The 21,203-nt window shown below is 43.8% G+C and carries 24 protein-coding genes; all 24 read left to right on the forward strand.

Annotated features, from left to right (window positions below; translation table 11 throughout):
* The first annotated feature begins 153 nt into the window (after positions 1–153).
* The 24 genes from rsxA (at position 154) to nifS (ending at position 21,154) form a co-directional block, all read left to right on the forward strand.
* A complete protein-coding gene (gene rsxA, locus AB1S55_RS10730; RefSeq protein WP_370978114.1) occupies positions 154–735 on the forward strand; it encodes an electron transport complex subunit RsxA in 582 nt (193 codons plus the stop codon).
* 13 nt (positions 736–748) lie between these two features.
* Complete coding sequence (locus AB1S55_RS10735; protein WP_370978116.1) at positions 749–1,282, forward strand: RnfABCDGE type electron transport complex subunit B; 534 nt, start codon at positions 749–751, stop codon at positions 1,280–1,282.
* A gap of 2 nt (positions 1,283–1,284) precedes the next feature.
* Entirely contained in the window at positions 1,285–2,856 is a 1,572-nt protein-coding gene (gene rsxC / locus AB1S55_RS10740) for an electron transport complex subunit RsxC (protein ID WP_370978117.1), read from the forward strand.
* The gene (locus AB1S55_RS10745) at positions 2,853–3,980 is read left to right on the forward strand and encodes an RnfABCDGE type electron transport complex subunit D (RefSeq protein ID WP_370978118.1); all 1,128 of its coding nucleotides are present in this window, start codon (positions 2,853–2,855) and stop codon (positions 3,978–3,980) included. Before rsxC ends, AB1S55_RS10745 begins: the two co-directional genes overlap by 4 nt.
* Positions 3,977–4,717: an electron transport complex subunit RsxG gene (gene rsxG, locus AB1S55_RS10750; protein WP_370978120.1), complete on the forward strand. Its 741-nt coding sequence runs from the start codon at positions 3,977–3,979 to the stop codon at positions 4,715–4,717. Before AB1S55_RS10745 ends, rsxG begins: the two co-directional genes overlap by 4 nt.
* Positions 4,714–5,442, forward strand: coding sequence for an electron transport complex subunit E (locus AB1S55_RS10755; protein WP_370978121.1), 729 nt, complete (start codon positions 4,714–4,716; stop codon positions 5,440–5,442). The genes rsxG and AB1S55_RS10755 overlap by 4 nt, the downstream gene beginning before the upstream one ends.
* A gap of 4 nt (positions 5,443–5,446) precedes the next feature.
* Positions 5,447–5,701, forward strand: coding sequence for an RnfH family protein (locus AB1S55_RS10760; RefSeq protein WP_370978122.1), 255 nt, complete (start codon positions 5,447–5,449; stop codon positions 5,699–5,701).
* Between the two features lie 18 nt (positions 5,702–5,719).
* Entirely contained in the window at positions 5,720–6,400 is a 681-nt protein-coding gene (locus AB1S55_RS10765; protein WP_370978123.1) for a NifB/NifX family molybdenum-iron cluster-binding protein, read from the forward strand.
* An 858-nt stretch (positions 6,401–7,258) separates the two neighbouring features.
* On the forward strand, positions 7,259–8,137 hold the full coding sequence (nifH, locus tag AB1S55_RS10770) for a nitrogenase iron protein (RefSeq protein WP_370978124.1): 879 nt from the start codon (positions 7,259–7,261) through the stop codon (positions 8,135–8,137).
* A gap of 100 nt (positions 8,138–8,237) precedes the next feature.
* Positions 8,238–9,710, forward strand: a complete 1,473-nt coding sequence (gene nifD / locus AB1S55_RS10775) for a nitrogenase molybdenum-iron protein alpha chain (protein ID WP_370978126.1) — start codon at positions 8,238–8,240, stop codon at positions 9,708–9,710.
* A gap of 104 nt (positions 9,711–9,814) precedes the next feature.
* A complete protein-coding gene (nifK, locus tag AB1S55_RS10780; protein ID WP_370978127.1) occupies positions 9,815–11,386 on the forward strand; it encodes a nitrogenase molybdenum-iron protein subunit beta in 1,572 nt (523 codons plus the stop codon).
* A 261-nt stretch (positions 11,387–11,647) separates the two neighbouring features.
* Positions 11,648–11,857: a putative nitrogen fixation protein NifT gene (gene nifT / locus AB1S55_RS10785; protein ID WP_370978129.1), complete on the forward strand. Its 210-nt coding sequence runs from the start codon at positions 11,648–11,650 to the stop codon at positions 11,855–11,857.
* A gap of 2 nt (positions 11,858–11,859) precedes the next feature.
* On the forward strand, positions 11,860–12,696 hold the full coding sequence (locus tag AB1S55_RS10790; protein WP_370978130.1) for a dinitrogenase iron-molybdenum cofactor N-terminal domain-containing protein: 837 nt from the start codon (positions 11,860–11,862) through the stop codon (positions 12,694–12,696).
* Positions 12,697–12,766: 70 nt separating this feature from the next.
* The gene (locus AB1S55_RS10795) at positions 12,767–13,036 is read left to right on the forward strand and encodes a DUF6129 family protein (protein WP_370978132.1); all 270 of its coding nucleotides are present in this window, start codon (positions 12,767–12,769) and stop codon (positions 13,034–13,036) included.
* Positions 13,033–13,497, forward strand: coding sequence for a NifB/NifX family molybdenum-iron cluster-binding protein (locus AB1S55_RS10800; RefSeq protein WP_370978133.1), 465 nt, complete (start codon positions 13,033–13,035; stop codon positions 13,495–13,497). The genes AB1S55_RS10795 and AB1S55_RS10800 overlap by 4 nt, the downstream gene beginning before the upstream one ends.
* Positions 13,498–13,512: 15 nt before the next feature.
* Entirely contained in the window at positions 13,513–13,770 is a 258-nt protein-coding gene (locus tag AB1S55_RS10805) for a hypothetical protein (protein ID WP_370978134.1), read from the forward strand.
* 284 nt (positions 13,771–14,054) lie between these two features.
* Positions 14,055–15,539, forward strand: coding sequence for a nitrogenase iron-molybdenum cofactor biosynthesis protein NifE (gene nifE, locus AB1S55_RS10810; RefSeq protein ID WP_370978136.1), 1,485 nt, complete (start codon positions 14,055–14,057; stop codon positions 15,537–15,539).
* Positions 15,532–16,878, forward strand: a complete 1,347-nt coding sequence (gene nifN / locus AB1S55_RS10815) for a nitrogenase iron-molybdenum cofactor biosynthesis protein NifN (protein WP_370978138.1) — start codon at positions 15,532–15,534, stop codon at positions 16,876–16,878. Before nifE ends, nifN begins: the two co-directional genes overlap by 8 nt.
* 1 nt (position 16,879) lies before the next feature.
* Positions 16,880–17,305: a NifB/NifX family molybdenum-iron cluster-binding protein gene (locus tag AB1S55_RS10820; protein WP_370978140.1), complete on the forward strand. Its 426-nt coding sequence runs from the start codon at positions 16,880–16,882 to the stop codon at positions 17,303–17,305.
* 15 nt (positions 17,306–17,320) lie between these two features.
* Positions 17,321–17,770, forward strand: coding sequence for a NifX-associated nitrogen fixation protein (locus tag AB1S55_RS10825; RefSeq protein WP_370978141.1), 450 nt, complete (start codon positions 17,321–17,323; stop codon positions 17,768–17,770).
* 27 nt (positions 17,771–17,797) lie between these two features.
* Positions 17,798–18,106, forward strand: coding sequence for a ferredoxin III, nif-specific (gene fdxB / locus AB1S55_RS10830; protein ID WP_370978142.1), 309 nt, complete (start codon positions 17,798–17,800; stop codon positions 18,104–18,106).
* A 548-nt stretch (positions 18,107–18,654) separates the two neighbouring features.
* Positions 18,655–18,972 (forward strand): HesB/IscA family protein, encoded by a 318-nt coding sequence (locus AB1S55_RS10835; RefSeq protein ID WP_370978143.1) that lies wholly within the window; start codon positions 18,655–18,657, stop codon positions 18,970–18,972.
* A gap of 27 nt (positions 18,973–18,999) precedes the next feature.
* On the forward strand, positions 19,000–19,950 hold the full coding sequence (gene nifU / locus AB1S55_RS10840; RefSeq protein ID WP_370978145.1) for a Fe-S cluster assembly protein NifU: 951 nt from the start codon (positions 19,000–19,002) through the stop codon (positions 19,948–19,950).
* A gap of 1 nt (position 19,951) precedes the next feature.
* A complete protein-coding gene (gene nifS / locus AB1S55_RS10845; RefSeq protein ID WP_370978147.1) occupies positions 19,952–21,154 on the forward strand; it encodes a cysteine desulfurase NifS in 1,203 nt (400 codons plus the stop codon).
* The last annotated feature ends 49 nt before the right edge of the window (positions 21,155–21,203 follow it).

The following is a 21,203-nucleotide window of genomic DNA, read 5'->3' on the forward strand; positions in this document are numbered from 1 at the left end:
AATTAAGGCAGATCAAATTTATTTATCGATGATCTATTGCCTTTAATTTTTGCCTGTCTAACAGCTTCACTGCAAGGTGGCTGGCACAGTTGCTGCACTTAGGTTTACACAAGTAACAAGTCACTGTTTTGTAGAAGTTGCGGGGAATAACTTGTGGACTATTTAAGTTTGCTTATTGGTGCAGCGCTGGTAAATAACGTCGTTCTGGTGCGTTTTTTAGGTTTGTGTCCCTTTATGGGGGTATCCAGCAAACTCAGCACATCCATAGGCATGAGTGCCGCAACCACCTTTGTAATGAGCTTTGCCTGCGCGGCTTCGTGGTTGATGGAAACCTATGTATTGGCGCCACTTGGCATTGGTTTTTTACGCATCCTCGCTTATATCTTAGTCATTGCTGCTCTAGTGCAGTTTACAGAAACACTTATCCGAAAATTCAGTCCGCCTCTATATCGTTCCCTAGGTATTTACCTACCTCTTATTACGACTAATTGTGCAGTACTCGGTGTACCCCTGATCAGCGTTAGAGATCAGCAAAGTTTTTTAGAAGCGCTTGTTTTTGGTTTTGGCTCGGCTCTCGGTTTTTGTTTGGTCATGGTTATGTTTGCGGGTATGAGAGAGCGCCTACAACTTGCTAATGTGCCTGCCTCTATGCAAGGGGCACCCATTGCTTTAGTGAGTGCGGGTTTACTTGCTATGAGTTTTTTGGGCTTTGGTGGCTTGGTCCACGTCAGTTAAGGGAGGGTTAACTATGATCGTTGCTGTACTCGCCATCACTAGCCTCGGGGCCATTTTGGGCTTGTTGTTAGCAGTAGCTGGTAAATATTTTGCCGTAGAGGAAGGCAATCCTTTAGTTAAAGAAATTGTGGCCTTACTGCCCCAAAGTCAGTGTGGTCAATGTGGTTATCTTGGTTGCAGCGATGCGGCTAATTCTTTAGTAGAGGGCGAAGTCGGCATAAATTTTTGCCCACCCGGAGGCCGAGCATTATTAGATGAACTCGCCGCGTTAATGGGGGTGGACCCAAGTGAAGCCGGTGATTTATCCGCCCCCAAACTTGCCCAAATTAATGAAGAAATTTGTGTGGGGTGCACCCGCTGTTTAAAAGCCTGCCCAACGGATGCCATTGTTGGTGCGACAGGCCAAATACATGTGGTTTTAAGCGAAGCTTGTAGTGGTTGCAAACAGTGCTTAGATAGCTGCCCAGAAAACTGCATCACACTTGAAGAAGAAGCTGCTGGTATTAATAACTGGCGCTGGCCCAAACCTGAATTAGGAGGGCTATAAGTATGTTTAGAGGCCTGTTAAAACTTGCGCCTGTACAAGGCGGTGTTCACCCATCTGCTAACAAAGCTCGCTCTTCAGCTTTGCATGTTAGTGCTGCGCCTATTCCGCCTAAATTGTTTTTACCTTTATTGCAGCACGCAGGAGCGGCAGCGATCCCTATCGTTAAAGTAGGAGAAAGGGTGTTAAAAGGCCAGTTAATTGCACTGGCACCATCGGAGTTATCGGCGCCGGTACACGCTTCTAGTTCAGGTACGGTGGTGGCCATAACTGACGTTTGTGCAGCTCACCCTTCGGGCTTTAATGCTCCGGCCATTGTGATCGAAACTGATGGCCAAGATCAGTGGTTACCAAAAGCAGAAGCGAGTGATGCTTTTCAAGAAGATGCGATGGTTTTGGCTAATCGAGTTGCTGAAGCAGGCATTGTTGGTATGGGCGGAGCTATTTTCCCTGCGGCAGTGAAATTAAAGCAGGGCGCCAAACACGAAATTAAAACACTATTAGTCAATGGCAGCGAATGTGAGCCCTACCTCAGTTGTGACGATAGGCTAATGCGCGAAAAAGCTGAGGATATTATTGAGGGCGCGCGTTTGATTCGCCACATCCTCAAAGCCTTTAGGGTAGTGATCGCAATCGAAGATAATAAACACGAAGCTATTGCTGCAATGAAAGCTGCCGCAGAAGCCTACGGTATGGTCGAAGTCGAAGTTGTTCCCACTCGTTACCCTATGGGCTCTGCCAAACAATTAATTCAAGAAATAACTGGGCGTGAAGTACCCGCTGGTGCTCGTAGTACTTCGGTGGGCGTCTTAGTGCACAACGTGGGAACGGTCTATGCCATCTTTCAAGCTCTAACTCAAGGCCGGCCTTTAATCTCTCGTATCGTCACTGTTGCCGGAGGTTGTGTTAGTCGCCCCAAAAACATTGAAGCCTTGGTCGGCACTCCAATTGAAGAGTTATTTAAGGCTTGTGGAGGCTTAACAGAAGAGCCTGCTCGTTTATTACTTGGTGGGCCGATGATGGGTATCGCGTTGACATCAACAGCCGTTCCGATCATTAAAGGCGCTACAGGTGTTCTTGCATTAAGTAAAAGTGAAGTGCAGCAGGATCAGGCTTCACCGTGTATACGCTGCGCAAGCTGTGTTGATGTATGCCCCATGGGGTTAATGCCTTTAGATATGGCCGCCTTAATCAAAGCTGAAAATGCTGAAGCAGCGGTTGATTATGGATTGGCAGATTGCATACTTTGTGGGTCTTGCTCCTATGTATGCCCCTCGCACTTACCTTTAGTACAGTATTTTCGTTACGCCAAAGACAAACAAGCAGAAAAGCGAGAAGCAGCTAAAAAACTAGATCTCACCGTTACTATGAGTCTTGCCAAACAAAAACGTTTAGAGCAAGAAAAAGCGCGTAAAACCGCGGAGAAAGCGGCCAAACGCGCGTCCAAAAAACGCAGGCCAAGTCGTAGGCGCGGTTCGGAATCCGCTGTCTTGCAAGAAGCGCCACAAGAACAAAAAACAGCACAAGAAACTACTCAAACAGCGGTAGAACATAAAGAGCAGGAGTTAATTTCGTGAGCCAAGCTAATTGTTCAAGCCAACTCTTAGATAAGCACTGCGGTCCTTACGCACATTCGGGCAGCAGTGTAAGAAAGCATATGTGGCAGGTATGTTTGGCTCTAACACCGTGTACGCTTTTCTCTTTGTACTTATTTGGCTGGCCCGCCATCTTTTTATTTTTCTGTACTTGCCTCTCTGCTTTATTGTTTGAAGCGTTGTGTTTGTATATGCGCAAAGACCCTTTAGTGAGAGTTATGGATGGCTCTGCCTTGCTGTGCGCCTGGATTCTGGCTCTAACCCTACCGCCTTGGGCGCCGTGGTGGTTAGGTGTTGGTGGCGCTTTTTTTGCGATTGTCGTTGGCAAGCAGTTATATGGTGGCCTTGGACAAAATATTTTTAACCCTGCTATGCTGGCGCGTACGGCCTTATTAATTACCTTTCCTATGCAAATGACAACATGGGTAGAGCCTACGCCTATTGTCTTATCAAGCAGTCCCGATTTTTTCAGCGCGCTTTTAATTAGTTTTTCTTCGGCCACAAATATAGATGCCTACAGTGGCGCCACCGCTTTGGGGTCTTTAAAAACCGCACTGAGCATGGGCCAAAATGTCGAGCAAGGCCTAGCAGAGTTGTATCAGCCTTTATACGCCTTTATAGGCTGGAGCTCTGGCAGTATGGGGGAAAGTTCTGAGCTACTTATTTTATTAGGCGCTGTATATCTTCTGTGGCAGCGTATTATTAGTTGGGAAATTCCAGTAGCAATGTTACTGGGTTTATTTGTCTTCACTCAGCTTAGCCATATCCTCGATGGCGAGCATTATGCAGCTGCAAGTTTTCACCTCTTTAGCGGTGGTGTTGTGCTGGCTGCTTTTTTTATTGCAACAGACCCAGTGTCATCACCAAGCTCCTCTTTGGGACGTATTGTCTTTGGTTTAGGTTGCGCGCTACTTATTTTTATTATTCGAAATTGGGGCAGCTTTCCAGAGGCAGTCGCATTCGCGGTACTTATTATGAATGCCTTTAACCCCTTAATAGAGCGCTATCTAAGGCCGCGTATTTATGGCCGATTAGCCAACAAAGAAGCATTACCCAATCTTGCCTCATTTGAATTAGCGCAAAAACTTAAAAGGCCAAAATCATGACTAGCCTCTTATTTAATATTGCCGAAGCGCGCGAGAAAATAAGTTATCAAAGCTTAGCTTTGGGGCTGCTCTGTGCACTGATTGCGATTATCTTGCTCTTTGCTGAGTATTTTACGGCGCCGCTTATTAGTTTGCGTATCGCTGAAGACAGGCAAGCACTGTTAGAACAGGTGCTGCCCTCTGAGCTTTACGATAATCAACCTTTAGAGGAATCTTTAAAAATTCACGATGTGGCGTTTTCAGAAGATGCAGTCGAAATTTTTATTGCTCGCAAACACTCAAAGTTAAGTGCTTTTGTTTTTGAAATAAACACTCAGGGTTATGGCGGATTGATGAGCTTATTAATTGCGATGGATGTACAGGGTAAAATTATTGGTTTACGCACCCTAAAACACAAAGAAACCCCTGGTCTTGCCGATAAGATCGAACTGAGTAAAAGTGATTGGATCTTAAGTTTTAATGGTGAATCCCTTAAGAAAACCAGCAAGGAGCTGTGGGCTGTGAAAAAAGATGGCGGTAAATTTGATCAGTTTACTGGTGCTACCATCACCCCAAGAGCCATTGTCAGAAGAGTATATCAAAGCTTAGTTTTTTATCAGCGCCAACAAGGTGAATTACTTTCAAAAGATATAAAGAGTAGGCAGGATCAGGGTAAAGGAATAAGCAAAGGCATGAGTGAACATGGCCATCAACAAGTTGAACAAGATCTCGCCTTAAGTCAGGAGCAAACCTTATGAGTGCTTCGTGTAATGGATGCCCCAGTGTTGAAGCTGCGCCGCCAGAGCGCCTGCGTGATTACTTTAATTTAGGCCTGTGGGAAAACAATATCGCTTTAGTGCAATTACTTGGTCTGTGCCCTGTTATGGCGGTAACCACCTCGGCAACTAATGGTTTGGGAATGGGCTTGGCGACCATGTTGGTCTTATTAGTAGCAAATTTATTTGTTGCGTGTTTGCGAGACTTTATTCCAGCCCAAATTCGCAATCCTGTGATGATAGCCATCATTGCTGCGACCGTTACCTTAGTTGATTTTGTCTTTAACGCGTGGCTGCACGAACTTTATAAAGTGCTGGGTTTATTTATTGCGCTGATTGTTACAAATTGTGCGATTCTTGGGCGAACAGAAAGCTTTGCCATGAAACATGGCCCTCTTGCCGCCGTGATCGATGCGCTAGGTATGGGTTTAGGTTTTACTTGGGCCTTAGTAGTGCTCGGTGGCATTCGTGAAATACTGGGCAGCGGAACCTTATTTGCCCATGCCTCTCTTTTGCTTGGCCCCAGCTTTAGTTGGCTAGAATTAACCATTGTCGAGCTTGATTCAGGTTTATTGCTTTCTTTGCTTCCTCCGGGCGGTTTTATTGTGCTTGGTTTATTAATTGGCCTTAAACGTCTGATAGACAGCAAAGTAGACCAACACAAAAAAGCAGCACCTACCCAGTTTGTAGCCATAGAGGGAGCCTAATGCGATGAACATAGTACTTGTTTATGCCGCTTCTCAGCCTTTTGTTTTGCGTCGCTCTTTTCAGCAAAGCCCAAGCGTAGGTCAAGCCATAGAAGAAAGTGGCTTGTTAACGATGTTTAAAGAGCTTGATCTACGAGCCATTAAGGTGGGCATCTTTGGCCGCTTTGTCAGTTTGGATCACCAACTCGAAGACGGCGATCGTATAGAACTGTATCGAAAAATTACCCGTGTCATCGACGACGATGACGATGACGACTAAGCCTCTAGGAGCAGTACCATGAATAGAGACACCGCCCTTGCCATAGCTATGGCAGCTAAAGAAAGCGACGTGCTCGAATTAAAAACCCTAATGCAGTTATTGCATCAGTGGGCAGGTAGCCACTTAGATGAAAAACTTAAAGATCTCGAAGCAGAATCCTTATTACAAGCAGCTAAAAGTTTAAAGTTAGAAAGCACGATGCCAAGCTCTGTCGCGTTGGCTCAGTTGGCTTTTAATTTAAGGGCTCAAGTTTGTGAACAGCTTAAAACAAAGTACAACGATAAAAAATCACTACGTATTGCTTTGGCCTCAAATAGCGCAGACAAGCTCGATGGCCATTTTGGTTCATGTGATCGTTTTTTGATTTATACGGTCAGTGCCGATGAGGCTTATCTTGAGCAGCTAAGATGTGTAGAAGAACCCGTAGCAGGGGAGGACCAAAGTCTAAAACGAGCTAAGTTAATTTCAGACTGCCAGCTCTTATATGTCCTTTCTATTGGTGGTCCAGCTGCCGCCAAAGTAATCCGTTCAGGTATACACCCGATTAAAAAAACGCAAGCTTGTGCAGCCCCTGAACTTATTACTCAATTGCAAGCGGTATTACAAGATGGTGCACCGCCGTGGTTAGCCAAGCAGCTAAGCCAAGGTAAAGAAAATAGAGTTCGGTTTAAGAGGGCGTTAACTGAAGAGGTTGGCTAGTTTAGGCCACGAATTCATAACTAAGAGTAAAACTGCCCTTTGCCTAAAATATACTCTATGGAGAAGTAATCTGGGATACTTCCGTGCTAACTCAACCGCCAAGGAGGGTAATGATTAATGAAATACCACCAGATTACTTCAAAAGAAAGGTATACGATTTCTGCACTAGGACAGTAAGGGTTCACCCCATCTGAAATAGCTCGAGAATTAAATCGATTCGTAAGTACCATAACTCGATAAGCGAACGAAACCTGTCTAATAAGGTTTCACTAATTGGTTTAGGGTCTGAACAAAATCCATCTGTTGTTTTTCCCCGTTAAACTGAAATAGTCGGCTGTTTTATTTGAAACAAAATCAGTAAAGTCCTTTGTTTCATCTTTGTCTTGGAGTTCATTCTTTCCTTTCCTTGGGCTAGTTTTCGGGGTGTAGATCTGATTCTTCAGAGCTGAAGGAAATGCTTAAACGTGTTAATGATAAAAATAGGTTAGGCAGTGCATGCTCGTATTCTAGTGTTAGTAGGATCGCTATTTAACTGCACCTTTAATTTATCCTCCTAATATAAATAATTGTCTTTATTTATATTAGGGTTTCTTTTTTATCTATTAACACAAGCATCTTCATTGGTTTAAATTTTTTTTACATTGTAATGTTGTCATCAATAACACAAAAACGGTTCTCTTTTGTCGTTTATCTAGCGTGGTTTTAAATTCTTTTTTTGTATAAAAATACAATAAAAACAATTGCTTGCGGGTTTTTTATGCGTTTGGAATGAAAGCTGCTCTATATCTTATGTCTATTTAAAGTTTGTCCGTTTATTTACGGGCATGAGCAAGTCGTAACAGACCCAGGAGGTAAGACATGGCTATGCGTCAATGTGCTATTTACGGCAAAGGTGGTATTGGTAAATCAACAACGACCCAGAATTTGGTGGCTGCGTTAGCAGAGGCTGGTAAGAAGGTCATGATTATTGGTTGTGACCCGAAGGCGGATTCAACACGCCTTATCCTTCATGCCAAGGCTCAAAATACCATTATGGAAATGGCCGCCGAGGCGGGTACAGTTGAAGATCTTGAGCTGGAAGATGTATTACGTACAGGCTATGGCGATGTACGTTGTGTTGAATCTGGTGGCCCTGAGCCCGGTGTGGGTTGTGCTGGTCGTGGTGTAATTACTGCGATTAATTTCCTTGAAGAAGAAGGCGCTTACGAAGAAGACATCGATTTTGTTTTCTACGATGTACTCGGTGATGTGGTCTGTGGTGGTTTTGCCATGCCTATTCGCGAGAATAAAGCTCAGGAAATTTACATTGTTGTCTCCGGTGAGATGATGGCGATGTATGCGGCTAACAATATTTCTAAAGGTATTGTGAAATATGCCAATTCGGGTGGTGTGCGTTTGGCTGGACTTATTTGTAATAGCCGTAATACCGATCGTGAAGATGAATTAATTATGGCTCTAGCCGATAGGCTTGGGACACAGATGATTCACTTTATCCCTCGTGACAATGTGGTTCAACGTGCTGAAATCCGCCGAATGACGGTGATCGAATACGATCCGAATGCCAAGCAGGCGGATGAGTATCGTGCGCTTGCGCAAAAGATTATTGCTAATCAAAAGTTTGTGGTGCCCACGCCTACAACGATGGATGAACTCGAAGAGCTATTGATGGAATTCGGTATCCTCGAAGAGGAAGATGAAAGCATCATCGGTAAAACTGCGGCAGAGTTGGGCGCTTAGGCGTTTATCAAGTACTGACGAACAACCGGGGCTGGTAAAAATTCCAGTTAGGAACGCCACGAGCACCTATTACCCGTAGCTAGATTTGCAGGAGAATCTTATGTCAGATTTAACACGTGACGAGGTCGAAAGCCTTATTAACGAGGTGCTGGAGGTTTATCCAGAAAAGGCGAAGGAAGATCGCGCCAAGCACCTTACCGCTAATGATCACTCTGCCGAGCAGGGTAAAAAGTGCATTGTTTCTAATAGAAAATCTCAACCTGGTTTAATGACCATTCGTGGTTGTGCTTACGCCGGCTCCAAAGGTGTGGTGTGGGGTCCAGTGAAAGACATGGTGCATATTAGCCATGGCCCAGTGGGCTGTGGTCAGTACAGCCGTGCAGGTCGCCGCAACTATTATGTTGGAACGACCGGTGTTAACGCCTTTGGCACGATGAACTTTACTTCAGATTTTCAGGAAAAAGACATTGTTTTTGGTGGCGATAAAAAGCTAGAAAAGCTAATTGATGAAATTGAAACTTTATTCCCATTAAACAAAGGCACCAGCATACAAAGTGAATGCCCGATTGGTCTAATCGGTGATGACATTGAAGCTGTGGCCAAAGTTAAACAAACTGAACACGGAAAAACGATGGTGCCAGTGCGCTGTGAAGGTTTTCGTGGTGTATCGCAGTCTCTTGGCCACCATATTGCTAACGATGCTTTGCGCGATTGGGTTATCGGTGCACGTGATGGTGATGATAGCTTTGAAATAGGTGATTACGACGTTGCCATAATTGGGGATTACAACATAGGTGGTGATGCTTGGTCTTCACGTATTCTGCTTGAAGAAATGGGGCTGCGAGTGGTGGCTCAGTGGTCCGGTGACGGCACTATTACTGAGATGGAATTAACACCAAAAGTAAAATTGAATTTGGTGCATTGCTATCGATCGATGAACTATATCTCGCGTCATATGGAAGAGAAGTACGGCATTCCTTGGATGGAGTACAACTTCTTTGGACCAACAAAAACGATTGAAAGTATGCGCGAAATAGCGGCGCAATTTGACGAAACTATTCAGAAAAAATGTGAAGAAGTGATCGCTAAATATCAAGGTGAATGGCAGGCAGTGGTTGATAAATACCGCCCTCGTCTTGAAGGAAAAAAAGTCATGCTTTATGTCGGCGGTTTACGTCCGCGCCATATTATTGGTGCCTATGAAGACTTAGGTATGGAAGTAGTGGGTACGGGTTACCAGTTTGGTCACAATGATGACTACGACCGAACCACAAAAGAAATCGGCGATGCGACTTTGATTTATGACGATGTCACCAGTTATGAGTTTGAAGAGTTTGTCAAAAAGGTTAAACCTGATCTGATCGGTTCGGGTGTTAAGGAAAAATACATTTTCCAAAAAATGGGTATCCCGTTTAGGCAGATGCATAGCTGGGATTATTCCGGCCCATATCACGGCTTTGATGGTTTTGCGATTTTCGCCAAAGATATGGATATGACCTTAAACAACCCCTGTTGGGGCAAGCTTCAGGCACCGTGGTTACAAACTGAAAAAGCCGATACTGAAGCTGCTTAAGCACTAAGAATTTTACTCACGCCCTAGGGCAGTTCCTGCGCGAACTGCCTGCCTAAAGGGCCTATACCGTTGTTCACATGTTGTGGCGCGGAAGGAGCATTGTTATGAGTCAACAAGTAGATGACATCAAACAAAGTTACCCTTTATTTCTTGAAGATGATTATCAAGAAATGTTGGCTAACAAACGAGACGCATTTGAAGAGCCGCATTCTGCGGAAAAAATTGAAGAAGTATTCCAATGGACTACCAGTGAAGAATACAAAGACCTGAACTTTCAGCGCGAGGCTTTAACGGTTAACCCGGCTAAAGCATGTCAACCTTTAGGTTCAGTACTGTGTTCTTTGGGTTTTGAAAAAACCATGCCTTATGTGCATGGATCGCAGGGCTGTGTGGCTTATTTCCGCACCTACTTTAACCGTCACTTTAAAGAGCCTGTTGCCTGTGTATCGGATTCAATGACTGAAGATGCAGCAGTTTTTGGCGGCCAGCAAAACATGAAAGACGGTCTGCAAAATTGTTTAGCAACATATAAACCGGACATGATCGCGGTATCAACCACCTGTATGGCCGAGGTGATAGGGGATGATCTTAACGCCTTTATTACCAATGCCAAAAAAGAAGAGTTTATACCAGAAGATCTCGCAACGCCTTTTGCCCATACCCCAAGTTTTGTTGGTAGCCATGTCACAGGTTGGGACAATATGTTTGAAGGGGTTGCACGTTATTTCACTCTGAACTTTATGGAAGATAAAGAGCCTGGTAAAAACGGAAAAATTAATTTTGTACCGGGTTTTGAAACTTACTTGGGTAATTATCGTGTGATCGGTCGCATGATGGATGAAATGAACGTGCCTTATAGTTTGCTGTGCGATCCTAGTGAGGTGCTTGATACTCCTGCTGATGGTGAGTTCCGTATGTACAGCGGCGGTACTACGCAAGCAGAAATGAAAGATGCGCCTAATGCTAAAGACACTCTAATGCTGCAGCGTTGGCAGCTTAATAAAAGCACGAAATATATTAAAAACACGTGGAAGCATTCCACCCCGTTAATCAACATCCCTATGGGGCTAGAGTGGACGGATGATTTCCTGATGAAGGTCAGTGAAATTAGTGGCCAGGAAATTCCACCCAGCCTTGCTAAAGAGCGTGGGCGTTTAGTCGACATGATGACTGATTCTCATTCTTGGCTGCATGGCAAAAAATACGCATTGTGGGGTGATCCTGACTTTGTGATGGGCTTGAGTAAGTTCTTAATGGAACTTGGTGCTGAGCCAACTCACATCCTGTGTCACAACGGCAACAAACGTTGGAAAAAAGCCATGGAGGCGCTACTAGCTGAATCTCCTTATGGTCAGAATTGTGAGGTTCATGTAGGTAAAGATTTATGGCATATGCGCTCTTTAGTTTTTACTAATAAGCCTGACTTTATGATTGGTAATAGCTACGGCAAGTTTATTCAGCGCGATACCCTGCACAAGGGTAAAGAGTTTGAAGTGCCATTGATTCGTTTAGGGTTCCCGATCTTTGATCGTCACCATATGCATAGACAAACGACCCTTGCTTATGAAGGGGCTATGCAAATCTTAACGACCTTGGTGAATGCCGTACTCGAACGCCTAGATGAAGAGACACGTTATATGGGTAAAACCGATTATAACCACGACCTCATTCGTTAATGGCTTGTGTTTGATTAGGGCCTGACGCTTTGTCTTAAACTTTAGGCCCTTTATTAGTTGCAGATGCACAAAGTGCCAAATTAAAAAGCTTTGTTTTAGATTTAGAGGCTGCCTATTCTCAACTCTTTAGATCTGTAAACGGCCAAATACCCGGGCCAAGCTTTTTACTCTGTGCATCGCTTTCGCCGGAATCAGCCAGGCCGTTAAATAAGTCGGCCTCCGGCGCTTTTTATTTTGGACTCTAACTAATAGGAGAGTTCTATGCCTAATGTGATGATTCGTAAAACTGCTGATGGTGCAATGACGCTCTATGTAGCTAAAAAAGACCTTGAAGAAAAGATAGTTTCACTTGAACACAATAGTGATGAGTGCTGGGGGGGGCAGGTTGAACTGGCGGACGGTTCTTTGTACTACCTTGAGCCGATTAGCGCACCTAAGCTACCTATTACTCTGCGAGCACGCAGGGCTTAACAATGTGCTCGGGAAAGAGGCATGCAAAACAAAACTTAGGTTGTGCTCAGTTGCATAAGGCTTATTTGAAGCAACCTACTTTAAGTCAGTCTCGAGGTCCTAAGTCTAAGGTGGCTAGAAAAAAAAGCTGTAAGTTGGGAGGTAAGCTCGATAGAGATCTTGCTTTGCGCATAGCCTTGGCTACACGAGAGTTTGAAGGCCTTAGTGTATCTGATTTTTTAGCTTTGATTTTAAGCATTACTGGCGAGCCTCTGACCCCGGCCAAGTTAAAACGGCTTAGGGCAAAAAAGCTTAAGGATCTGGGTGGTGACTTATTTGAAGCAACAAGTACTGAGGCTTTTGCCAGAGGTTTTGCCTTGCTTAAAGGTCGGGGCTTAAAAGACTTATCGTCAAAAGAAAGTACACATATAAAAGCTAAGCCTGAGATGAAAGCAGATTTTGCAGAGGATGAACCAAGTTTAATTATTGCATGTGCTTCTAATACCGGACAGTTGATTGATGGAGCTTTTTATAATTGCAGACGCTTTTTAATTTACCGGTGCTCCTTGTTAAATATTTCCTTATGTGATGTAAGGACTTGTTTTTCGCCTGGTTCTTCAACTAATCGCTTGTTAGATCGGGCCTTAGTTATTGCTGATTGTGATTTACTCTATACCACCAGTATGGGTGCTTTTGCGATGGCTAAAGCGGTAAAACTCGATGTTCATGTGTTAAAGGTGGAGCAAGGTGTTGATGCCGAAGCTCAACTTAGGAAGCTACAGCAACATTTGTGTGAAGCTCAACTTGCTCCATGGTTAATTAATAAACTCAATAAAAAACCTAAAATGAGGCCTTTGTAAGTAGAAAGGCTTAGTTTGAAAGTGTGATTTCTTTACAAAAACGAGCATCATAAAACAGGGAGCTTAAGTGATGGCCTTAACTCAACAGATATTAAATGATGTAGTTAACTACCTAGAAAAGCAAGGTCTGACTCACGATAGGCACAGTGAACTTAAGCACAAGTTTCCGCAGTTACACTTTACGCTCTGTTCTATTGATGACATTCATGTGGGTAAGCCTGCTTATTCAAGTGATGGTTTTTCTTTATTTTTAGTCGATTCAAACTCTCATTGCACAACGTTAACATCCTGTTTAGAAAGTGCCAGTGGCCTTGTGATTGCTGAGGAGTACGGATTTTGAAGCAGGTAGATAGCACTACAGATACACTTGAGCTTAAATTGTTATTTGCATCAGCAACAGGCGCTGAAGTCGATCAACACTTCGGCTCAACTCTGGCGTTGTACTCATATCGTATAAGTACACGTGAAGTAGAGTTTCTATCTTGTCGGTTGTTTAAAAAAGAGGCTGAGGATGGTAATGAGGATAAGCTCAAGACAAAGCTCGCTGCTCTTAGCGATGCAGATATATTGTACTGTCGAGCAATGGGGCCAAGTGCCAGTAAGCAAACTCTGAATTTAGGTGTTTGGCCTGTTCGATTAGACCAAGACCGTGCTATTTCAGATATTATTTGTGGTTTACAAGCTCAGCTTGCTGCAAGGGTCAAAGTTGAAGCTTGGCTGCAAAGCATAATATTAAAAAAGCAACGTCTAAAGCAGGGACAAAGCCGTTTTGAGACTTACGAGGCTGAAGGTTGGGTTTAGCCCACTTGATTTATTATGTCTGCTGTATTTACTTGTGTTTGTAAGTTAGATAAAAAATTACGAGCGAGTATTAGCTTACACCCAGTGGGCCAAAACCAAGATTGTTGGCAGATGCGTTTAAAGTTGTTTTATGAAAAGGCAGCCCTAGGTAAGTTAAGCTTTGACCTTAAATATTATAGCTTTAAAGAAGCTCAAGAACTTGCACTTAACTTCCATAAATACGGAGATTTGATGAGTGAAGTGGATATGTACTTATCTTCAGGATCAGATTAGTAGCTAGTTTGTAGCTCTTAAGCTACAGCCATTAGAAAATTGTAAATATCAGCAGCTTAAGTAAGCGCGATTACAATAAGAATGACAACAAAGATAACAAGCTATGCCAGCGCTGTCGTGCTAACGACAAATAAGCTTAATATTCACACAATACATTGTCGTAATCGCGACAAGCTTTCCTTACTTCAATTAAAAAACCTAATAAAAACAAGACTTAAATGCGTGGCCTAGGTTTTGCAATTCATTTTGGTAACAGATTTATCATCTTGCAGTAGAGAGCCATTATGCGTGCAAAAGAATTAGCCGAATTACGTGACGAGCCTGCATGTGAGCACAATAAGAAAGACAAGGCCGCTTGTGCTCGCCCTAAGCCTGGGGCTACAGCGGGTGGTTGTGCCTTTGATGGTGCTCAAATTGCACTGTTGCCGGTTGCAGACGTCGCACATATTGTACATGGCAGTATTGCTTGTGCTGGCAGCTCTTGGGATAACCGTGGTACACGCTCAAGTGGCCCCACACTCTATCGTATAGGTATGACCACGGATTTAAATGAGCAAGATGTCATCATGGGTCGTGGAGAAAAGCGCTTATTCCATGCCATTAAAGAAGCCGTAGAGGAGCACAGCCCGGAAGCTGTTTTTGTTTATAACACCTGTATACCGGCCTTGATTGGTGATGATATCGAAGCCGTTTGCAAAGCCGCATCCGCAAGGTTTGGGCTGGCGGTAGTCCCTATTGACGCTGCGGGGTTCTATGGCACTAAAAACTTAGGTAATCGTATAGCCGGTGAGACGATGTTTAAGTACGTTATTGGCACTCGCGAGCCTGAAGCTAAGCCTGTGCATCCAATCGATAACAACATAAGTATTCACGATATTAATTTGATCGGTGAATTTAATATCGCTGGTGAATTTTGGCATGTGTTGCCTTTGTTTGATGAGCTTGGTTTACGTGTTTTAGGCCGTTTAAGTGGCGATGCTCGCTTTAGAGAAATTCAGAGTATGCATCGGGCCGAGGTCAATATGATGGTGTGCTCTAAAGCAATGCTTAATGTTGCTCGTAAGTTGCAAAGTAAGTATGGAACTCCGTGGTTCGAGGGCAGTTTTTATGGCTTGAGTGATACCTCTCAGGCGTTAAGAAATTTCGCCTCATATCTTGAAGACTCCGATTTAATTAAGCGTGTAGAGAAAATAATTAAGCGAGAGGAAGAAAAACTTGCTCCGCTTATGCAAGCTGGTCGCGATCGCCTTAAGGGGAAAAAGGTATTGCTTTATACCGGAGGGGTTAAATCGTGGTCGATTATTTCTGCTTTGCAGGACCTTGGCATGATTGTAGTAGCAACAGGAACTAAAAAATCCACAGAGGAGGATAAGGCTCGTATTCGAGACTTAATGGGGGATAAGGCGGTAATGTTGCAAGATGGCAGCCCTACTGTGTTGTTACAAACCATTAAAGATTATGGCGCAGATATGCTGATTGCCGGTGGTCGAAATATGTATACCGCGCTGAAAGCCAAAGTCCCTTTTTTAGATATTAATCAAGAGCGAGAATTTGCTTATGCCGGTTATACCGGTATGGCTGAGCTTATTAAGCAGTTGTGTTTAAGCTTGGAAAACCCCGTGTGGCAGGCCGTTACCAAAGCTGCGCCTTGGCACATACATCGAGCTGCTAGTAGCTGTACGGCTAATAATTGTAGTTGTGTTAGCTGTGTCAATGGTACTAATACGAATTCACAAGGTGCTCTGATGGAGGTCTTAGATCATGGCTGAGTTAATTAAACTAAATAAAGCGCTGGTTACAAGCCCTTTAAAAAACAGTGCGTGTTTAGGTGCCGCCTTAGCCTTTCAGGGGTTGGGGCGTAGTATTGCACTTATGCATGGCTCTCAAGGCTGCACGGCTTTTGCAAAAGTGTTTTTCGTGCGTCATTTTCGCGAGCCAATTCCTCTGCAAACAACGGCCATGGATCAAGTTAGTTCGGTGATGGGCGGCGATGATAATGTGCTTCAGGCTCTGGATACACTTTGCAGTAAGAACAAACCTTCGGTGATAGGTTTGTTAACAACGGGCTTAGTTGAAACTCAAGGAAGTGATATTCAGCGTTTAGTAAGGGAATTTAAAACTCATCACCCCGAACATAAAAATACGGCGGTGGTGCCAGTGAGTACCCCTGACTTTAGTGGTGGTTTTGAGCAGGGTTATGCGGCAGCATTAGAAGCGATAATTGACTCTGAAATTAAAGTAAGCAATGAGCAAGGGCTTAGGAAAAACCAAGTCAATGTACTAGCAGCTGCGCATTTAAATGCCGCCGATCTCGAATTTATTCGTGAGAGTATAGAGAGTTTTGGTTTGCGAGCCTTGATCTTACCTGATTTGGAACACTCCCTTGATGGTCACCTTGGGCAGAGTGATTATTCCGCTTTAAGTGCAGGAGGTGTAGCTCTAGATGACCTTCGAAGTGCGGGGCAAAGTACGGCGACTTTGGTTATTGGAGCAAGCCTTAACAATACTGCAGATAAACTGCATGTAAAGACAGGGCTTAGGGATTGGAGATTTAATAATCTGATGGGGCTCGATAATGTTGATCGTTGGTTTGCTTGTTTAGCGGAAATCAGTGGGCGTGAAATAGCATTAAAGTGGCGCCGACACCGAGCTCAGTTATTGGACGCTATGCTCGACTGCCATTTTATGTGTGGCAAGGCGCGCATTGCTATAGCGACAGAAGCAGATTTATTGATAGCGTGGCAGGAGTTATTGAATAGTGTCGGCTCCGAGGTGGTGGCGGCAGTTGCGCCGGTTTCGTGCCCAAGTTTAAAAGAGTTAAGTTGCAAACGAGTGATAGTGGGGGATTTTAGTGAGCTAGAAAAAGAAGCCCGACAAGAACAAGCTCAGCTTGTTATGGGCAGTAGCCATGCATTAGCCAGTGCAGAACGTTTAAAACTGCCTCTGATGCGTATTGGTTTTCCTTTGCACGATAGTCTTGGGGCTTTTCGCCACTTAAGTAGTGGTTATCGCGGTAGCCAGTTGTGTTTGTTTGATGTCGCTAATTTATTGCTACAAAACCATAAAGAGTTGCCAGTTTACTCATCCTATTTACGTGCATCTCCCTAAAATGGCCAGGCTTAAACGAAAATTTACTGTATTGGCCCCTGATAAGGGCGAAGTCGAGTTGTGTGTGGCGTTTGCGAGTGATGATGGTCTTTGCGTTAATCAGCACTTTGGCTCGGCTACAGGTTTTGTGCTTTACAACTTAAATAAAAAGCACTGCTGGATAAAAGAGGCTGCTCAGTTCTCTCGTTTGGATGAGTGCAGTGTAGATGGGAAATTACAAGCTAAGTTAGATCTGGTTAGTAACTGCTCTTTAGTGTTTTGTCGAGCCTGTGGCGCTGCGGCGATGGAAAAGCTTGAGCAGCAAGCGGTGACCGTGGTCAAGGTGAAAGAAGCAACCAATATTAAACACTTATTAGCGGTACTTAAAAAGGAATTAAACAGTGGTAGTAGTGGTTGGCTTGGGTTGAATGAGGCAAGGTCTTACTAATTGTTGGAGATGAATATGCAAGAGCAGGAAGCTGCTAGCCTAGAATTCCAAAAGTATTTGTTAGTGCAATTACGTGCGCTGGGTGGCTTTAGGGTTCGAGATAACTGGAGTGATAAGCAGGTGCTTAATATGCTGATACTCAGTAAAGAAGAGCGCAAGGCTTTAGGGGTGGTGGCTGACCCAGATGAAGCCTGCCTTAATCGCCTTAAAGCCTATTACAACGCAGTAGCCCAGTGTTTGGAAAAAGAATTAGGTTTATTTGCGACACCTCTTTTGCACATCAGCAGTGAAGGTTTTGGCAAGGCCTTAGTGACAGTAGGTCGCCTAGTTGTGATTAATAAAACATTACGTGATGTACACCGTTTTTCGTTTCGAACTGAGGCGCAGTTGTTAACACAGAGTAATAGCTTGATTAACGAAGCACTTACCGTAGCACGCAGCTTTCCCGATGCAGCGCGTGTATAAATTAGTTAATTAGATGAGGCATAAACGATGGCTTTTGTTGTTTCTAAGACGCGGGGGGGCACAGAGTGGACCCCAGAATTTATTGAAAAAATTGATGCTATGACCTGCATTGGTTGTGGTCGCTGTTACAAAGTGTGCCCGAGAGATGTGTTTACCTTGGTCGACAGGTCTTCAGTATTGGAGGACAGCTTTGACGATGATGAAGACGACGATTACGATGATGATGACGAGATGATGGTGATGGCCGTAAAAGACAAGCTCGATTGTATCGGTTGCAAGTCTTGTGCGCGTGTTTGCCCTAAAAATTGCCAGACTCATGCACCAGTTGCCGCGTAATAATGCCTCTTAAAATACGGCTCTTATTTTAAATGAGAGTAGTAGGTCTAATATCGCCAACTATGTATGAAGATCGGTATCTGAAGACTGAACTGAATTCGAATAGTGTGATTGTGATGTGTGGTATGAAGGGGGGAGGCAAGCTAGCTTAGAAACCCTTCATCCACTGCTTAAACCCACTTCCATGTCTAAAGTATCAAATTACCCTGCTTAAACACCCACGGCTACCCTGAAAATAAGACGCAGCCCCGAAACACCAAAATTATGGCACAGCTGTGTCTTAATCCCTCCTTTAAAAGCCCATCAACTCTAGTTTGTTTTATAGCCGTATCAATACTTTGTTTTGTAGCAAGCCTTACAAAAGCCATAGCACTTACGTTCTGTCGTAAATATGACAAAACCATGATTTCTCTAAGTTGTTGAAATTAATATACTTTATTTGTGGTTTTCGCTGGCATCTAGATTGCACCTAGTTTAATCAGTGAGTTGTAGTAGAGAGCTTTATAAATAAGTTCTATCAGTGTGCAAAAGATAAGCGGGGTAGCTTAATGATTTCCTTAACAACTAGGGCTGTTAGTGCAATAGAAGAATTTATCAGCCGATCTAAAAACGATGTATTTGGCTTAAGGGTGAAAGTCGAAGGCTTAGCTTGTACGGGCTTAAAATATTCCCTTTCTCTTGCATCTCACGCTGATAGTGGAGACAAATTGTATTCCTGTGATGGTTTAACTCTGCTTGTTGATCAAGATAGTGAAAGCATGCTCAAAGATACAGTGATGGATTTTGTCGATGATGAGCAAGGTAAAGGGTTTAAGTTCGATAACCCCAAGGCAACATCAAACTGTTCTTGTAGTGGTTCTTGTTAATACAAATGACGAATTTGGAGCGCAGCTATGTGGGAATATTCAGAAAAAGTTAAGCAACATTTCTTTGATCCAAAAAACGCCGGAGCCGTCGTTGATGCGAATGCAGTCGGAGATGTGGGTTCGTTAAGTTGTGGTGATGCTTTACGACTTACCTTAAAGGTGAACCCTGAAAGTGAGCGTATCGACGAGGCGGGTTTTCAAACCTTTGGCTGTGGTTCTGCCATTGCGTCTTCATCGGCACTCACTGAACTGATTAAAGGCTTAACCCTTGATGAAGCATTAAAGATAGATAATCAAGATATTGCTGATTTTCTTGATGGCTTACCGCCTGAAAAAATGCACTGTTCAGTGATGGGCCAAGAAGCTTTAGAGGCGGCAGTAGCTAATTATCGCGGTGAAGAAATTGTCGATGATCACGAAGAGGGGGCTTTAATTTGTAAGTGTTTTGCTGTAGACGACATCAAGGTAAGAGAAACAGTTAGAAAACATCAATTGAGTTCGGTTGAAGACGTAACTAATTATACCAAGGCAGGTGGAGCGTGTTCGTCTTGCCATGAGGCGATAGAGCATATCCTTGAAGAAGAGTTAAGTGCGCTTGGTCAGGCTTTTAAACCTGCTCCTATAGCTAAACGAAAAGCTGCAGCGAATGTTGTACAGATTCAAGATATGCAGGTAGAAACTGGTGAAAGTTATGCACCTAAAAAAAAGGCCAAACTAAGTAATCTGCAGCGAATGAAACTAGTAGAAAAAACCTTGGAAGGCATAAGGCCAACTTTGCAACGTGACCACGGTGATGTCGAATTAATAGAGATTGATGGTAAGCATATCAATGTCAGTTTAAAAGGTGCGTGTACATCTTGTCAGTTGGCTGATGACACTTTATCGGGCCTACAAAAAGCGCTGATAGACGCACTTGGAGAATTAGTCGAGCTACATGTACTCAGCGAAAAGCAGCAACATAACTTAGGTGGGCTTTGATATGAACGATATTTATATGGATAACAACGCTACCACCATGGTTGCCCCTGAAGTACTTGAGTGCATGTTGCCTTTTTTTTGTGAACAATATGGTAATGCCTCATCCATGCATAGCTTTGGCAATAAAGTGGGCATGGCTTTACGTGAAGCTCGCCAGCAACTACAAACCTTATTGGGGGCTGAACACGACTCTGAAGTGATTTTTACCTCGTGTGGAACTGAATCTGATAGCACAGCGATACTCTCTGCTTTACGAGCTCAGCCTGACCGCAAAGAAATTATTACCACTGAAGTAGAGCATCCCGCGATTCTGAATTTGTGTAATAACCTCGAGTTGCAAGGTTATACCGTGCACTACTTAAAAGTAGATAAGCAAGGTTGCCTCGACCTTAAAGCTTATAAATCTTTATTGTCTGAGCGTGTCGCGCTGGTATCTGTTATGTGGGCGAATAACGAAACCGGTAATGTTTATCCTGTTGAAACGATGGCGGCGATGGCTGAAGCCGCTAACGTTATGTTTCACACTGATGCTGTACAGGCCGCAGGTAAACTACCTATTAACTTGGCTAACTCTTCTATTCATATGCTTTCTTTATCGGGGCATAAATTACATGCGCCTAAAGGCATTGGTGTTTTGTATTTAAAACGCGGTACTCGCTTTAGGCCTTTATTACGCGGTGGGCATCAAGAGCGAGGGCGTCGTGCCGGCACTGAAAATACAGCGAGCATTGTGGCTCTAGGCAAGGCTGCTGAGTTGGCTCTAGCGCATATGGCTTATGAGAATTCAGTGGTCAGTAAACTGCGAGATAAATTGGAGCAAGGTATTCTTCAGGCAGTACCTAATTGCTTTGTTACAGGTAATACTCTTAAGCGTTTGCCTAATACCACCAGTATCGCTTTTGAATTTATCGAAGGTGAGGCGCTGTTATTACTTTTAAATAAACAAGGCATTGCGGCATCAAGCGGGTCGGCTTGTACATCGGGCTCACTCGAGCCCTCTCATGTTATGAAGGCCATGGGTATTCCTTTAACAGCTGCGCACGGCACTTTGCGTTTTTCCCTATCGCGTTATAACACTGAAGAAGAGGTTGATAGGGTTATTGCCGCTGTACCGGGCATTGTACAGCGCTTGCGTAGTTTGTCTCCGTATTGGAGCGAAGGAGTACAAAGCGGTGATGCCGAATTTGCTCCCATTTATGCTTAAGTGAGTAGCTTATGGAGAGTGGCCTAAGTGGAAGGCTTAAATTTAAGGT

The organism is Agaribacterium sp. ZY112 (genome assembly GCF_041346925.1).
Taxonomy (GTDB): domain Bacteria; phylum Pseudomonadota; class Gammaproteobacteria; order Pseudomonadales; family Cellvibrionaceae; genus Agaribacterium.

Excerpts from the sequence above, each read along its gene's own strand:
- AB1S55_RS10735 (WP_370978116.1), top strand. The coding sequence starts at position 749 with ATGATCGTTGCTGTACTCGCCATCACTAGCCTCGGGGCCATTTTGGGC.
- rsxC (WP_370978117.1), top strand. The coding sequence starts at position 1,285 with ATGTTTAGAGGCCTGTTAAAACTTGCGCCTGTACAAGGCGGTGTTCAC.
- rsxG (WP_370978120.1), top strand. The coding sequence starts at position 3,977 with ATGACTAGCCTCTTATTTAATATTGCCGAAGCGCGCGAGAAAATAAGT.
- AB1S55_RS10755 (WP_370978121.1), top strand. The coding sequence starts at position 4,714 with ATGAGTGCTTCGTGTAATGGATGCCCCAGTGTTGAAGCTGCGCCGCCA.
- AB1S55_RS10760 (WP_370978122.1), top strand. The coding sequence starts at position 5,447 with ATGAACATAGTACTTGTTTATGCCGCTTCTCAGCCTTTTGTTTTGCGT.
- AB1S55_RS10765 (WP_370978123.1), top strand. The coding sequence starts at position 5,720 with ATGAATAGAGACACCGCCCTTGCCATAGCTATGGCAGCTAAAGAAAGC.
- nifH (WP_370978124.1), top strand. The coding sequence starts at position 7,259 with ATGGCTATGCGTCAATGTGCTATTTACGGCAAAGGTGGTATTGGTAAA.
- nifD (WP_370978126.1), top strand. The coding sequence starts at position 8,238 with ATGTCAGATTTAACACGTGACGAGGTCGAAAGCCTTATTAACGAGGTG.
- nifK (WP_370978127.1), top strand. The coding sequence starts at position 9,815 with ATGAGTCAACAAGTAGATGACATCAAACAAAGTTACCCTTTATTTCTT.
- nifT (WP_370978129.1), top strand. The coding sequence starts at position 11,648 with ATGCCTAATGTGATGATTCGTAAAACTGCTGATGGTGCAATGACGCTC.
- AB1S55_RS10790 (WP_370978130.1), top strand. The coding sequence starts at position 11,860 with ATGTGCTCGGGAAAGAGGCATGCAAAACAAAACTTAGGTTGTGCTCAG.
- AB1S55_RS10795 (WP_370978132.1), top strand. The coding sequence starts at position 12,767 with ATGGCCTTAACTCAACAGATATTAAATGATGTAGTTAACTACCTAGAA.
- AB1S55_RS10805 (WP_370978134.1), top strand. The coding sequence starts at position 13,513 with ATGTCTGCTGTATTTACTTGTGTTTGTAAGTTAGATAAAAAATTACGA.
- nifE (WP_370978136.1), top strand. The coding sequence starts at position 14,055 with ATGCGTGCAAAAGAATTAGCCGAATTACGTGACGAGCCTGCATGTGAG.
- nifN (WP_370978138.1), top strand. The coding sequence starts at position 15,532 with ATGGCTGAGTTAATTAAACTAAATAAAGCGCTGGTTACAAGCCCTTTA.
- AB1S55_RS10820 (WP_370978140.1), top strand. The coding sequence starts at position 16,880 with ATGGCCAGGCTTAAACGAAAATTTACTGTATTGGCCCCTGATAAGGGC.
- AB1S55_RS10825 (WP_370978141.1), top strand. The coding sequence starts at position 17,321 with ATGCAAGAGCAGGAAGCTGCTAGCCTAGAATTCCAAAAGTATTTGTTA.
- fdxB (WP_370978142.1), top strand. The coding sequence starts at position 17,798 with ATGGCTTTTGTTGTTTCTAAGACGCGGGGGGGCACAGAGTGGACCCCA.
- AB1S55_RS10835 (WP_370978143.1), top strand. The coding sequence starts at position 18,655 with ATGATTTCCTTAACAACTAGGGCTGTTAGTGCAATAGAAGAATTTATC.
- nifU (WP_370978145.1), top strand. The coding sequence starts at position 19,000 with ATGTGGGAATATTCAGAAAAAGTTAAGCAACATTTCTTTGATCCAAAA.
- nifS (WP_370978147.1), top strand. The coding sequence starts at position 19,952 with ATGAACGATATTTATATGGATAACAACGCTACCACCATGGTTGCCCCT.